The following is a 14,224-nucleotide window of genomic DNA, read 5'->3' as shown; positions in this document are numbered from 1 at the left end:
GTCGGTTGATGCTAGCGATCAGTGCGACGGCGCAAGGGCTGGGATTGAGGGCCGCCAGCATGGTGAGAGTTGTACACAGTGCCGATGCACCCGCTTGCGTGAGAGATAAAAAACCCTCCGATGGAGGGTTTTTTTATCAACAACCGGTAACAAGCCGCGTGGCTTAGAACAGGGTGGTGGAGAGATCGTACAGTTCCTGATTGAACGGACGTTTCAGGTTCTCGATACAGTCGATGATGTCGTGATGCACCATGTCGTTACCCTGAATGCCGACACAGCGACCACCCTGGCCAGCCAGCAGCTGCTCGACAGCAAAGGCACCCATACGGCTGGACATGATGCGGTCACGGGCAGTCGGGGCACCGCCACGCTGGATGTGACCCAGGATGGTGGCGCGGGTTTCACGACCGGTCAGGGCTTCGATGTCTTTCGCCAGGGCGTTCACGTCGGTAACGTGCTCGCAGATGGTGATGATGGCGTGTTTCTTGCCCTTTACTTCACCTTCTTTGATCTGTTGCAGCAGCTTATCTTTGTCAAAAGCCACTTCCGGCACGATCACGTACTCGGCACCGCCAGCGACGGCGGCAGACATGGCCAGATCGCCACAGTGGCGGCCCATGATCTCGACCACGGAGATACGGTGGTGGGAGCTGCAGGTGTCGCGCAGACGGTCGATGGCGTCAACGACCACGTTCAGCGCGGTATCAAAACCGATGGTGAAGTCGGTACCAGCGATGTCGTTGTCAATGGTGCCCGGCAGGCCGATGCAGGGGAAACCCTCTTCGGTCAGCTTCTTGGCACCCATGTAGGAGCCGTCACCCCCGATCACCACCAGCGCATCGATACCGTGCTTTTTCAGGTTTTCGATCGCTTCGGCACGCACGGCCGGATCTTTGAAAGCGGGGAAACGGGCAGAACCCAGGAACGTACCACCACGGTTCACCACATCGGAGACGCTGTGACGCTCCAGCTTGACGATGCGATCCTGGTGCAGGCCGAGGTAGCCATCATAAATACCGTAAACTTCCAGGCCATGATGCAAACCGGCGCGAACCACGGCGCGAATGGCTGCGTTCATACCGGGTGCGTCGCCACCACTGGTCAAAACACCAATACGTTTGATTTGTTTGGTCATGAGTGCCTCTGGATCTGAGTTGTCAAATACGAATGTTTAAATAGACAAGCCACTTTTACTATATCGGCTTTCATATGGGATGCGGGGGCTGCCATAGGAAAAGCGATATGCAGGAGGGGACAAGCGCCCCCTCCATGGCCGCCGATTACTTGGCCGCGCCAGCGATGATCTGGGAGAAGTCGTCCACTTTCAGGGAAGCACCACCGACCAAGCCACCGTCGATGTCCGGCTGACCGAACAAATCGGCTGCAGTGGCACCAGTGACGGAACCGCCGTACAGGATCTGTACTTTAGCAGCAACGGCGCCATCGAAACCGGCCAGGTACTGACGGATGTGAGCGTGAACGGACTGAGCGATCTCCGGAGTGGCAGTCTTGCCAGTACCGATGGCCCATACCGGCTCATAAGCAACAACAGCGTTGTTGAAGGAGGCGATGCCGCAACGGTCGATAACGGCTTTCAGCTGGGTCTCAACCACGTTCTTGGTCACGCCGGCTTCGAACTGCTCCAGAGTTTCACCGATGCACAGAACCGGGATCAGGCCGCCTTTCTGGATCGCTTCGTACTTGGCTGCAACCACGTCGTCAGTCTCTGCGTGCAGGGTGCGACGCTCGCTGTGGCCGACCAGGGAGTAGGTGCAACCGAAGGCTTTCAGCATGGAGGGGGCGTTTTCGCCGGTGAAGGCGCCAGACTCGTGAACGTCAGCATTCTGGGCACCGTAGGCAATCTTGCTGCCAGTGGTCAGTTGCTCAACCAGACCCAAAAAGATAACCGGCGGGCAGACGGCGACTTGCACAGAAGGATGAGCGGCAGCAGCCGGGGTCAGTCCTTTGATCAGAGCTTCAACAGAAGCTTTGGTGCCGTTCAGTTTCCAGTTACCCATTACCAGGTGCTGTCTCATCTTGTATCTCTCCTAGGCATTTGATTGCGCGATATTATATGAATTGAACCGAGCCCAAGATAGCTGACCCGGCGGCAAATGACGTAATTTTTTTTCGCTTTCCTGATCCAAATCAGGAATGAAACGCTTGATCGCTCATTCGTTAACCTGCCCCCGCAAGCGAGCCCACCATACGCCAATCCATTCGTGGATGGCAGCTTCGGAATACATCAAATAACGCCCTTTGGGTAAATAACTGTAGAGCGGCTGAGGTACCTGGCTCTGCTTGGCAGTGTAGTCGGTGGGGGCCGGCACGGCGTTGAGTCCCTGACCCTGATAGAGGGCCATGGCCCGGGGCAAATGGGTGGCAGAACTGACCAATGCCACCTCTTTTCCCTTGAGATGGCGACTGATACTGACCGCTTCGTCATGAGTGTCTTTGTTGTTTTCAAACAACGTCATCCGCGCGCGGGGAATGCCGAGACTTATCGCCATCCTGGCGTTGACCTCGGCGTTGGAGAGGGGATCACCCGACACATAACCCGAAAAGATCAGCTCGGCTTCGGGATAGGCCTGGGCGAGACGCACCCCTTCGAGAGTGCGGGCCAGGGCGATATTGTTCTGCCAGGAACGCTCGGGCACTGCCGGATCGCTGACATGGCCGTTGCCGAGCACCACGATGGCGTCGATGTTGGGGTGCTGACTCACTTTGAACGGCGGGTAGGTCTGCTCCAGCCCGCGGGCCAGTTCATAGCTCACCGGCCGCATCCCCATCAGCGCCACAATCAGCAGCGAGAGGGTGGCCAGCAGCTTTCCGGTTTTCTGAAAACGGGTAAACCAGAGCAGCAGCAAGGCGACCAGCAGCAGGGAGAGGGAGAGGGGGAGCGGCATCAGCAGCTGACCCAGCCACTTTTTGAGCACAAACACGGCAGACACTTCCTTGAGTTTTCAGCAAATTCGGGATGTGACAGAATAACCCTCTTTTTGGGGATGGCCACCACCCTGTGGCGCTAACGTTGAGTTTCTTCTTGAAGCACGATCAGAGTTTTGATGGGCGCGCCGACAAGTTCGCCCGCAACATTTACGACTCCACCAAGGGGCGCATTCGCACCACCGTGGTCTGGAGCGACATCGAAGCCTGCCTGGCTCGCCTTGGCAATCGGCCGTTGCGCATCCTCGATGCGGGGGGCGGTTTTGGCTATTTCGCCCAGAAGCTGGCGGCCATGGGCCATCAGGTGGAGTTGTGTGATCTCTCCGCCGAGATGTTGGATCTGGCCCGCAGCCAGATCGCCAAGAAGGGGCTGGAAGACAGTATTCGTCTTATCCATTGTCCCATTCAGGAGCTGAAGCAGCATGTGACCGGCACCTTTGATCTGGTGCTCTGCCACGCGGTACTGGAGTGGCTCGCCGAGCCGCGCCAGACCTTGCTGGGTCTGTTCCCTTTCGTCAATGCCGGGGGCATACTGTCGCTGCTTTTCTACAACCGTCATGGCCTGCTGTTCCAGAGTCTGGTGGTGGGCAATTTCGACTATGTGCGACTGGGCCTGCGCAAGAAGCGCCAGACCGCGCTCACGCCCACCAATCCGCAGTTGCCGGAGCAGGTTTATGACTGGATTGGGCGAGGCGGACTCAAGATCATCGGCAAGACCGGGGTGCGGGTGATCCACGACTATATGCGTCACAAGCAGGATCAGGTCGAAAAGTTCGACGATCTGCTGGCCATGGAGCAGCAATATTGCCGTCAGGAGCCTTTTGTCGCCCTTGGCCGCTATATCCATGTGATGGCGCAGAAACCCGCCAGCTGATGCCCGGGATAACGTGATTTTTTGATGCTACCGGATGTAGCCGCGCGCAAGTTTGTGCGCTCAATTACAACAACGAGATGACAACGTCATGATGAGTACATCCCGTACCCTGCCCGAGCGTTCTTTGCCGGAGATAGTAGGGTGGGTCAGGCAGGAGGGGTTGGCGCTAAGCCTGCCGACCGACCGGCTGGCCTTTCTGATTGCAATCAAGACCCTGTCCGAAGATGAGTCGGACTTGTCAGAAGCGGCGCTGCACGATGCCTTTGGCTACGTTAGCAATGCTTTTGGCCAGATGGACGAGACCCTCACCGGTCGCGCCAACAACGCCATCAACGACCTTATTCGCCAGCAGTTGCTGTCGCGCTTCAACACCGACATGGTGGCGGGGGAGAGTCTCTATCGCCTGTCGCGTCTTGGGATCGGCATCGTCGACTTCTTTCTCGATCAGCGTCAGGTCGACTCCATCAAGCTCTCCATCTTGCTTGAGCATTTGGCGGCCGAACTCGACACCGCCCGCAAGGCGGCGCTCGAGACCAACACCCGCGAGCAGTGGGACGCCGAGGTGCTGCCACGGCTCACCTTCTCGCTGGAAGAGACCCTGGGGCGCATCGATCTCACCCAGCGCGCCATGGATGAGCAGCAGAATCAGGTCAAGAGCGAGATCGCGGCCCTGCTGACCCAGAACTGGGTCGATGCCATCCACAGCTGCGAAAAACTGCTGCACGAAACCGGCCAGACCCTGCGCGAGCTGCAGGATACCCTGGACGCCGCCGGCCACCGCTTGCAGGCGGGGCTACTCAACATTCAGGAAGCAGCGCAAGGGCGCGACGATCTGTTCCACGTTGAGGAGCTGACTCACGCCTTGCAAGGTCGTCTTGACGTTATCACCAGCTGGGGCCAGCAGTGCATCGAGCTCTGGTCCCGCTACGACAGACACGTCCACAAGTTCATTCGCAACGCCATCGACATGGACAAGAACCGCGCCTTCAGCCAGCGGCTGCGCGATTCCATCCGCAACTTCGAACAGCACAACTGGCTGCTGCGCATTGCCGAGGAGCCTCGTCTGCTGGAGCTGCGCGACGAGACCATCGCCATCCACGATGAGGAGGTAACCGGCGAGGTGCCACTCGAGATGGAGTACATGGAGATGGTGGACATCAACCAGGAGCTGGCGGAGCGCATCGAGCGCTATCTGGCCCGCTATCCCGAGCAGGGCCAGCAGCTGGACTTGGCCGATGTGCTGCGGGAATACCTGCTGGATTACCCGGCTCACGCCCATTTCGATGTGGCGCGTCTTCTGATCGACCAGGCCGTGCGCCTGGGCCATGCCAGCGGCGAGCGCGAGCTGCACCGCCAACCCGCATGGAAACCCATTAACCAAGCTGGATCCAAGGTTCAGGCCTATGTCATTGATCAATACTGAGTTTCCCTTGCCGCTGCGGCTCGCAGAGGCGATTGCCAACCCCTTGTTTCCGCGCATCGACACCGCCTTGCGCTCTGGCCGTCACATCAGTGCCGACGATTTCGAACAGCACTCGGCGCTGGTGGAGTACCACAACGAGCTGGATATCTTCTATGGCCGTTATCAGGTGGAGCTGATCAAGGCGCCTGAAGGCTTTTTCTACCTGCGTCCTCGTCCCAGTGCCGACATCGGCACCACTGTGCTCTCCGAGCTCGATATGCTGGTGGGCAAGGTGCTCTGCTACCTCTACCTGAGCCCGGATCTCCTCGCCTCGGAAGGGGTGTTCGCCATGGGCGAGCTGCAAGAAGAGGTACTGAGCCTGGCTGACGAGAAGCAACTGCTGCGGATGGTCAACAGCCGCTCCGGCGGTACCGATCTCGACAAGAAGAAGCTCTTGGAGAAGATCCGCACCTCCATGCGTCGCCTGCGTCGCCTCGGCATGATCACCGCCCTTGGCAACAGCGACAAATTCCGGGTCAACGAATCGGTGTTCCGTTTCGCCGCCGACGTGCGCTCCGATGAAGATCCGCGCGCCGTCCAGCTGCGGATGATCCAGGAAGGTGAAGCTATCTTCCACGACGACGAGATGCCGAGCAGCGATTCGCTGTTTGACGATATCGAGGCGGACCTCGATGAAGAACAACTGGATCTGGAGGTATAAACAGTGCGAGGCAAGTTCAAATCCCTGACCATGGTCAACTGGAACGGCTTCTTCGCCCGAACCTTCGATCTCGACCAGCTGGTCACCACTCTCTCTGGCGGCAACGGTGCGGGCAAGTCCACCACCATGGCGGCCTTTATTGCGGCGCTCATTCCCGACCAGTCGCTACTCCATTTCCGCAATACCACGGAAGCGGGCTCCAGCAGTGCCTCCCGTGACAAGGGGCTCTACGGCAAGCTGCAGCGCGGCCACTGCTATTCCCTGCTGGAAGTGATGAACAGCCGCGAACAGCGGATCTGGGTCGGCGTCCACTTGGAGCAGGTGGCCAACCGTGACAACAAGGTCAACATCACCCCGTTCGCGCTGGTGGATGTGCCAGAGCAGCTGCAACCCACCGATCTGCTGCTGGAAAAACTCGATGACGGCAAGGGGCGGGTGCGCGCCTTTGCCGATCTGAAAGGGGCGGCCGCCGAGCTGGGGGCCATGAAGGTCGCCAAATTCAATACGGTGACCGACTATCACAACTTCATGTTCGAGTTCGGTATTACCCCGAAGAAGTTGCGCGACCAGAAGGATCGCGGCAAGTTCTATCGTCTGATTGAAGCCTCCCTCTACGGCGGTATCTCCTCGTCCATCAGCCGCTCCTTACGTGAATACCTGCTGCCGGAGAACTCCGGGGTGCGCAAGGCGTTTGCAGATATGGAGGCGGCCATCTATGAAAACCGCCGCACGCTGGAGGCCATAAAAGAGACCCAGGGTCAGCGGGATCTGTTCAAGAACCTCATTACCGAGACCACCCACTATGTGGCGGCCGACTATGTGCGCAACGCCGCCGAGAAGAACCGTCTCTCCGAGCTGGCCCTCAAGGCCCGCCAGGAGCTGGCTGGCAAGCGTCGCCTGCTGGCCGAAGAGAAGCAGCGCGCCATCTATCTGGCCGACGAGGTGGAGCAGCTCACCAACCGTGAGAAGTTGCTGACCGACGAGCTGGAGTCTGCCGCCGAGCACCTGGCCAAGGTGATGGCTGCCGTCAGCTTGCAGAAGAAGATCGAGATGTATCGCGCCGATCTGGCGGAGCTGGTCGACAAGCTGGAGCAACAGCAGGCGATCGTGGAGGAGATCCACGGCCAGCTGCTGGAGGTGGAGGAGCGCAAGGAGTTGGCACAGGCAGAAGTCGACAGCCTCAAGACCCAGCTGGCCGACTACCAGCAGGCGCTGGATATTCAGCAGACCCGCGCCATCCAGTACCGTCAGGCGGTGCAGGCGCTGGAAAATGCCCGCGAGCAGTGCGAGCTGCCGGGGCTGACCGCCGAACAGGCGAGCGACACCCTGCACCAGTTCCGCAGCGCCGAGCAGAGCCTCACCAGCCGGGTGCTGGGGGCCGAGCAGCAACTGGCGCTGGCCAAGGCAGCGGTGGCCGAGCACGAAGCGGCGCTGGCGCTGCTACTCAGTATCGCCCCCGAAACAGTGCGCGAGGCCGCCTGGCCTACCGCGCAGGCGCTGCTCAAGCGTCACATCGAAGACAAGGCCCGCATTGCCCAGGGGCAGGGGCTGCGTGCCGCGCTGGCTCGCCTCGAGAAAGAGAGTGAAAGCCAGAAGAGTCTCTTCAAGCTGCGTGACGAGCTGCAGCAGGCCTCTGGCCAGCTGATTGCCAGCCAGGATGAGCTGGAGATCTTCCTCGAAGCCCAGCGCACCCGTCAGGAGGAGCTCTCCGAGCAGCAGGCCGAGGTGAACCAGCGCCGCGCCAGCCTCGAGCATCAGGGTGCCCAGCTGGGTCGCGATATTGCGGAGCTCACCAAGCTGGCTCCGCGCTGGCTGAAATCCTTTGAAAAGCTCGAGCAGCTGCGCGAGCAGAGCGGTTTGCCGCTCGCCACCGCCGAAGAGCTTTCGGCCGGTATGCAGACAGTGCTCGACAAGGAGCGCGAGCTCGAGCAGGAGAGCAACCGCATCGCGGCGCAGAAACAGGCGCTGGAGCTGCAAATTCGCAACCTGCAGTTGGGGGCTGGCGAGGCGGATCCGCGTCTTGCCCGCATCGCCGAGCAGGTGGGGGGCGTGCTGCTCTCCGATGTTTATGACGACATCTCCATCGACGATGCCCCTTACTACTCCGCGCTCTACGGCCCGGCTCGCAGCGCCCTGGTGGTGCTCGACCTTGAAGGCGCCATCGAGCGGCTGAAAAAGCTGGAAGATTGCCCGGAAGATATTTACCTGATTCAGGGCAACCCCGACTCCTTTGACGAGGACCTGGTGGAAGCCGACGAGCTGGGAGACGCCGTGTTGGTGCGCACCAGCAAGCGTCAGGTACGCTTCTCCCGCTACCCCGAGCTGCCGCTGTTTGGTCGCGCCGCCCGGGAAAAGCGGATCGAGCAGCTCGACCTTGAACGCGAAGGTCTCATCGAGGGTTACGCCAAGGCCGCCTTCGAGCAGCAGAAGTACCACCGTCTCTACGGTCACTTCCGCGACTTTATCGGCCAGCATCTGGATATCGCCTTCCGCCCCGACCCTGAAGCCGAAGTGCAGGCCAAACAGGCCGAACTGCGCGCGCTGCAAGGTGCCATCGGCGAGTGCGACAAACAGCTGAGTGATGCCAAAGCGGCCGCCGCCCAGCTGACCCGCCATATCCAGCTGGTGCAGGGGATGCTGCCCTTTGCCCACCTCTTTGCCGAGGCAGACCTGGCCGCCCGCCTCGAGGCGGCTCACGCCGATGTGGAAGCACTGAAACAGGCCGAAGCCTTTATCGCCAAACACGGCAAGGCGCTGGAAAAACTGGAAACCATGGTGCAGGTGCTGCGTCAGGATCCGCAGGATCTGGCCGCGCTGCAGGCCGCTTATGACGAGGTGAGCGATCTGCTGGCTGAGCAGAAGCGCCGTTGCTACGCCCTCGATCAGCTGGTGGCCCGTCTGCCGCACTTTGCCTATCAGGATGCGCAAGACCTGCTGGGCAAGGCGTCCGAGATGAGCGAACGACTCAAAGAGAAGCTGAAAGCGGCCGAGCTGGCGGCCCGCACCGCCGCTGAACAGCACAAGCAGATTGCCCAGCGCCACACCGAGGCGTTGCAGCTGCGCACCGCGCTCGATTCCAGCGCGTCGGCCAAGCGCCAGACCCTGACCGAGTTCGAGCAGGAGCTGGCGGCCATGGGCCTGACCCTCTCTGACGATATGGAAGAGAAGGCGCGCGCCCACAAGAAAGAGATTGAAGAGCTGCTGATCCGCACCCGTTCTCGTCGCACCAGCGCCGAGGCCCAGTTGCAGGTCACCAAGCGCGAGATCGAATCCCTTGGCGGTCGTCTCAAGCTGGAAGGCAAGGATTACTACAGCGCCCGTAAATCTCTGGTGGCTCACAAGGCGAGCTGGTCGCGGGTGGTGCGGCTGGCGCGGGAGACCGACGTCGAGAAGCGCCTCAACAAGCGCGAGCTGGCGTACCTTGACAGCGACGAGCTGCGCTCCATGTCGGACAAGGCCCTCGGCGCCCTGCGGGTGGCGGTGGCGCACGACGAGGCCTTGCGCGATGCGCTGCGTCTCTCCGAGGGCAACCGCAGCACCGAGCAGAAGGTCGCTTTCTACGTGCAGGTCTACCGTTACCTCAAAGATCGCATCCGTAACGACATCATCCGCTCCGATGATCCGGTCGAAGCGATCGAGGAGATGGAGATCGAGCTGGCCCGTCTGGCAGACGAACTCAAGCAGCGGGAAACCCATCTGTCGCTCTCCTCCCATGAGGTGGCGGCCAAGATCACCAACATCATCCGCCGCGAGCAGAACCGCATCAGGGTGCTCAACCAGGGCTTGCAGAACATCGCCTTCGGTCTGGTGCGCGGGGTGCGCCTCAACGTCAATATCCGCGAGGCCCATACCCGTCTGCTGACGGCGCTGGCCGATCAAACTGCCATGCACAACGATCTGTTCGCCGACAAGGAGCTCAGCTTCTCCGAGGCGATGGCCAAGCTGTTCCAGCGCCTGAACCCGCAGATCGAGCAGGGAGATCGCAGCTATCAGGTGATGGGCGACGTGCTGCTCGACTATCGCAACTATCTGGAGCTGGAGATCGAGGTGCAGCGCGGGGCCGATGGCTGGCTGCGTGCCGAGAGCGGTGCGCTCTCCACCGGCGAGGCAATCGGTACCGGTCAGGCCATCTTGCTGATGGTGCTGATCAGCTGGGAGGAGGAGTCCCGTCGTCTGCGCGGCAAGGATATCGCCCCCTGCCGCTTGCTGTTCCTCGATGAAGCGGCCCGTCTGGATGGCAAATCCATCGCCACCCTGTTCGAGCTGTGCGAGCGGCAGGATATGCAGCTGCTTATCGCCGCGCCCGAGAACATCAGCCCCGAGAAGGGCACCACCTACAAGCTCATCCGCAAGGTGCAGGGCAAGCACGAGCATGTGCATGTGGTGGGTCTGCGCGGCTTTGGATTTAGCGATGACAAGCTGATTGCCTGATCAGTCTCTGGCCCATCCCGACACGGGATGACCGGTAACTAGTTGAAAGGGAGGCATTTGCCTCCCTTTTTACATGGAAGATATGGCAAAGTAGCCGAACCGTCGCTGCTGCATGGCAACATGGCGAGTAACAAGGCGAGTGCCTTGGAGCTATGGCAAGGTGAGGTCTCCCGCCTGCAAGCGTGTCGCCAGCGTCACCGGCCGTATCGAAGAAGAAAAATTGCGCATAGCGAAAAGAAGAGAGGAGAGGGGAAAGGTGCAATATATCAAGAAAGGGCTGCTGTTATCTCTTTGCCTGCTGCTGGCGGCCTGTAGCAGCCGTTATGACGAGAGTCACGGCGGCAGCTGGCGCGGCTATAGCGAGACCGGTTATGCCAGCTATTATGCCGACCGTTATCACGGCAAAAAGACCGCCAGCGGCGAGCCCTATCGCAACAACCTCAATAGCGCCGCCCATATGGAGTTGCCCTTTGGCTCTATGGTACGGGTCACCAACCTCGCCAATGGCAAGAGCGTAGTGGTCAAGGTTAATGACCGCGTTGCCTTTAAACGCGGGCGTATTATCGATCTCTCCAAATCGGCCTTTAGCGCCATCGGCAATATTCGCGACGGGATTATCAAGGTAAAGGTTGAGGTTCTTTAATATCGAACAACTGGAGGTGGAGAACTTCAGATGATATAAAAGCGATAAACCTTCATAAATATGTGCGTAACTTGACATTAATTATTAAATCTGAGGCCATCATATGGAAGTGAGAAAAGCATGTGTATCTGATGCACATAATGTCTTGGTGTTAATGAACAGACTCGACAGTGAAACAACCTTTATGCTCTATGAGCCGGGAGAGCGCACTACGACAGAGGTTGAGCAAGCTCAAATATTGGCTTCGTTTGTCGATGCAAATAACAAAGTCATGCTGGTACTGGCAGAGTACGATGAGATTGCAGGCTTTATTGTCGGCATTGGTCAACCAGCAAATCGCAACAAACATGTCTTGTATTGTGTTATCGGTATTCAACAATCCACAACCGGACAGGGATTTGGTAAAAAGTTGTTTTCTGCGCTGGAAGAGTGGGCCACAGTCCATGCTTTTACCCGCATGGAGTTGAGTGTCATGTGTCACAATGCTCGCGCTTGCGCTCTTTATCATGCTTGCGGCTTTGAGATAGAGGGAATAAAGCGAAATTCAATGAAGGTCGATGGTGAGTATGTTGATGAATACATAATGGCCAAAATTATTTAATGAAGAGCATGATATGACAATGTTTCTATTGTTTTTTTGCGCTGAATGTGTGGGGTAATATGCTGGGAAGCATCAATTCATTCGTGGTAGTGATGCAGATATGAGACATGTTCCTGTAGTTTTTACTCATGTACAGGACCTTAAGCGGCGAGTCCGATTGCAAAAATAACTTAATTTTTAAACAACTGGTTCAAGTGACGTTGACACGTTCAGCTCTCGTTTTGGACGCCGCTATCCCATCCCCGTATCATCTGGTCCACTCGAAACAGGTTCGCCAGCGTAAACAACATCGCCAGTTGGTTGTCGTTCTTCCAAAGCCCCTTGTACCGCTTTCACAAAGCCAAACTGACGTTTGATGAGCCGGAACGGATGTTCCACCTTTGCACGGATGCTGGATTTGAGCCTCTCAAAATCAATTACACCCTTGTTTTTACGAGCATGCTTTTTGAGTTCCTTAAGTTTGCCAGGGCGCATGGCAATAGCCCATTGAGCCCTCACATCGGTCAGCTCTTCACGATTTTCAGCCCCCTGATATCCGGCATCAGCGAACACAAACTCTTCCTCACCATGGAGCAGATTACCCACCTGATTGAGGTCGTGCTCGTTGGCTGACGTGGTCTCCAGGCTGTGGGTGAGGCCACTCTTGGCATCAACGCCGATATGAGCCTTCATGCCGAAATACCACTGCTGCATGCAGTGAATGCGGAGCATAGTATCGAGTGGGTAGGGACGACGTCCGTTACCAGCTTTGGGATAGACGGGTTCGATGACCTCCAGCATCCTTGTCCATGGGAGCAAAGCGTCCATTCGAGCCAAGAATATCTCTTTGCGGGTTTTGCGGCGTTTACCATTGAACTCGCTATCCGCGAAGGTGAGCTGGTGACTCATGCTGAACCTCATCCCTGGTGCCAAGTGGGGCTAATGATCTCACATCAGGGACTTGTTCGCACCTTCCCTAGCCAGTTACGGCCGCCTTAGCAGGAATGATGACGGCAGCCGTGCGGGAAATCAACCGCCGGAGATGACGGCTTCCGGGATGGTGTAGTGCTCGTAGTCGTTGACTTCAACTGACCAGTCGTAGCCCTGCTTCACGGCTTTGACCTTCTCGCCGGGGTTGGTGGTCACCTTGTCGCCCATGAAGGTCAACACCCGCTTGAGGCCGCCCGGTGGGGTGATGTGCACCTCGGCGTTGCCTGGCGTGCCACGGATGACGCCGAATTCGCACTGGATCGGCTTGTCGTTGCCCATCTGGCACGGCAGCGGGCCGGTGGCGTGGTAACCAGTCCCCTTAACCATTGCATCGCTGGCTGGTGCCTGGCCCAAAGCAACTGCCTTTGGCTTGCCGGTAATGCCTACCGTGAGGGTGTAGTTTGCCGTTTCATTGCGCCGCGCGGCGCTGCGCATCAGATAGACGCGTACCTTGTATTCGCCGTCAGCTGGCAGGGCGCCGGTCCATTCATTGCCGTCGCTGGAGCCAACAAACAGGGCCTCGTCGTTGCTGCCAGGCGGCAGCACATTGAAATAGTTGGCGCCATTGCTGGTCTTCAGCGAGACACTCATGCTCTGGCCGGCCTTGGCGCGCAGGCTGTAATCGATGGTTTGGTCGCCCTTGATGCGGCCCTGGATGCTGGCCGAAGAACTGCCCTTGACGAACTGTACCGCCTTGGTCTGAATGCCTTCGGCTGCGAAGGCTGGCGGCAATGCACAGAGCAGGCTGGCGGTCAGTACCGTTACAATTAAACGTCTTTTCTTCATGTCATCACCTTTATGGTTGTTGCCCAGTTTGTTGACCGGCACTTCTTGTGTCAAAAACACATGCCGAACCGATCACCTCTGCTGGAGTGTACTGCCCAGCCCTACCCCAGTATTCCTTGCCTATCAGTGGTGCTGGTGGTGCTGTTCGGGCGCCACCTCGGCCGGCAGATCGACCGGCTGGCTTGCCGGGTCATGCTCGCTGCCCGGTACACCGTGAGATTCGAGCAACTCTTGTCCTGCAGTCAGCAGCACCTCGAGCGGCGGCAGGTCGGCGGCATCCATCGTCGTTGCCGTAGTGGCATCAACGCCGGCGGCGGCCAGATAATCACCAAGCGGGGAAGAGGCTGTCTCGTCGTGCCCCCCCGCAACACCAGCATCATGCGAGGTGTCGGCATACTGCAGGTAATCATCCAGCGGCGAAGCCAGCGGGGCAAGTTCCGTCGCGCTCGCGACGAGCTCATGTACAGTCTCAGGCAAGTGTGGTGCATCCGGCGCAAGCGCGCCGCTGGCATCGTGCGAGATCAGTGTGTCGGTCGTTGCTGTATGAATCTCTTCGCCCACGAGGGGCACCGCTGCAGCATCGTGGTTCGCGTCTGTAGCAGCCAGATGGGCGGAGATCGGCGATTCGCCCGGCGGGGTTGAGCCAGAGTCCGTCGTAGCTGCGATGTGTGCGCAGTCGTCTGTTCTGACCGGCGCAGCGACATCGTGATGGCGCGCGTCGGCCCCCGTGGCTGCGGTGTCGATGGTCAGATCGAGCGCCGAGGATGCCGTGGGGGAGGTCTCGGCGGGGCCGGTGGCCTGGGCGGTCAAGGTATGGGCGCCGTCGCCGAGCGTCGGGGTATCGATGCTAT

General features: G+C 58.9%; 11 protein-coding genes and 1 pseudogene. 6 read left to right on the top strand and 6 right to left on the bottom strand.

Annotated features, from left to right (window positions below):
• Positions 1-163 precede the first annotated feature (163 nt).
• The 3 genes from pfkA to elyC form a co-directional block, all read right to left on the bottom strand.
• On the bottom strand, positions 164-1,135 hold the full coding sequence (gene pfkA / locus NMD14_10430) for a 6-phosphofructokinase (protein ID XEI31236.1): 972 nt from the start codon (positions 1,133-1,135) through the stop codon (positions 164-166).
• A gap of 145 nt (positions 1,136-1,280) precedes the next feature.
• Positions 1,281-2,036, bottom strand: a complete 756-nt coding sequence (tpiA, locus tag NMD14_10425) for a triose-phosphate isomerase (protein XEI31235.1) — start codon at positions 2,034-2,036, stop codon at positions 1,281-1,283.
• A gap of 135 nt (positions 2,037-2,171) precedes the next feature.
• Positions 2,172-2,942 (bottom strand): envelope biogenesis factor ElyC, encoded by a 771-nt coding sequence (gene elyC, locus NMD14_10420; GenBank protein XEI31234.1) that lies wholly within the window; start codon positions 2,940-2,942, stop codon positions 2,172-2,174.
• Positions 2,943-3,043: 101 nt separating this feature from the next.
• Here elyC and cmoM point away from each other — a divergent pair, with 101 nt between their 5' ends.
• The 6 genes from cmoM (at position 3,044) to NMD14_10390 (ending at position 11,618) form a co-directional block, all read left to right on the top strand.
• A complete protein-coding gene (gene cmoM / locus NMD14_10415; protein ID XEI31233.1) occupies positions 3,044-3,820 on the top strand; it encodes a tRNA uridine 5-oxyacetic acid(34) methyltransferase CmoM in 777 nt (258 codons plus the stop codon).
• Positions 3,821-3,908: 88 nt separating this feature from the next.
• On the top strand, positions 3,909-5,243 hold the full coding sequence (gene mukF, locus NMD14_10410) for a chromosome partition protein MukF (GenBank protein ID XEI31232.1): 1,335 nt from the start codon (positions 3,909-3,911) through the stop codon (positions 5,241-5,243).
• Positions 5,224-5,943: a chromosome partition protein MukE gene (mukE, locus tag NMD14_10405; GenBank protein ID XEI31231.1), complete on the top strand. Its 720-nt coding sequence runs from the start codon at positions 5,224-5,226 to the stop codon at positions 5,941-5,943. The genes mukF and mukE overlap by 20 nt, the downstream gene beginning before the upstream one ends.
• 3 nt (positions 5,944-5,946) lie before the next feature.
• On the top strand, positions 5,947-10,374 hold the full coding sequence (mukB, locus tag NMD14_10400) for a chromosome partition protein MukB (GenBank protein ID XEI31230.1): 4,428 nt from the start codon (positions 5,947-5,949) through the stop codon (positions 10,372-10,374).
• Positions 10,375-10,630: 256 nt separating this feature from the next.
• Positions 10,631-11,017: a septal ring lytic transglycosylase RlpA family protein gene (locus NMD14_10395; protein XEI31229.1), complete on the top strand. Its 387-nt coding sequence runs from the start codon at positions 10,631-10,633 to the stop codon at positions 11,015-11,017.
• Positions 11,018-11,120: 103 nt separating this feature from the next.
• The gene (locus NMD14_10390; protein XEI31228.1) at positions 11,121-11,618 is read left to right on the top strand and encodes a GNAT family N-acetyltransferase; all 498 of its coding nucleotides are present in this window, start codon (positions 11,121-11,123) and stop codon (positions 11,616-11,618) included.
• Between the two features lie 209 nt (positions 11,619-11,827).
• On the opposite strand, the pseudogene NMD14_10385 reads toward NMD14_10390, so the two are convergent.
• The 3 genes and pseudogenes from NMD14_10385 to NMD14_10375 form a co-directional block, all read right to left on the bottom strand.
• A pseudogene (locus NMD14_10385) lies at positions 11,828-12,506 on the bottom strand (IS5 family transposase).
• A 120-nt stretch (positions 12,507-12,626) separates the two neighbouring features.
• Entirely contained in the window at positions 12,627-13,373 is a 747-nt protein-coding gene (locus NMD14_10380; GenBank protein ID XEI31227.1) for a hypothetical protein, read from the bottom strand.
• Between the two features lie 123 nt (positions 13,374-13,496).
• Positions 13,497-14,183, bottom strand: a complete 687-nt coding sequence (locus NMD14_10375) for a hypothetical protein (GenBank protein XEI31226.1) — start codon at positions 14,181-14,183, stop codon at positions 13,497-13,499.
• Positions 14,184-14,224 lie beyond the last annotated feature (41 nt).

This window comes from Aeromonas veronii, assembly GCA_041319085.1.
GTDB lineage: Bacteria > Pseudomonadota > Gammaproteobacteria > Enterobacterales > Aeromonadaceae > Aeromonas > Aeromonas veronii_F.
Note: the sequence above shows the minus strand (reverse complement) of the source record. Positions and strands in the feature narration are given on the sequence as shown.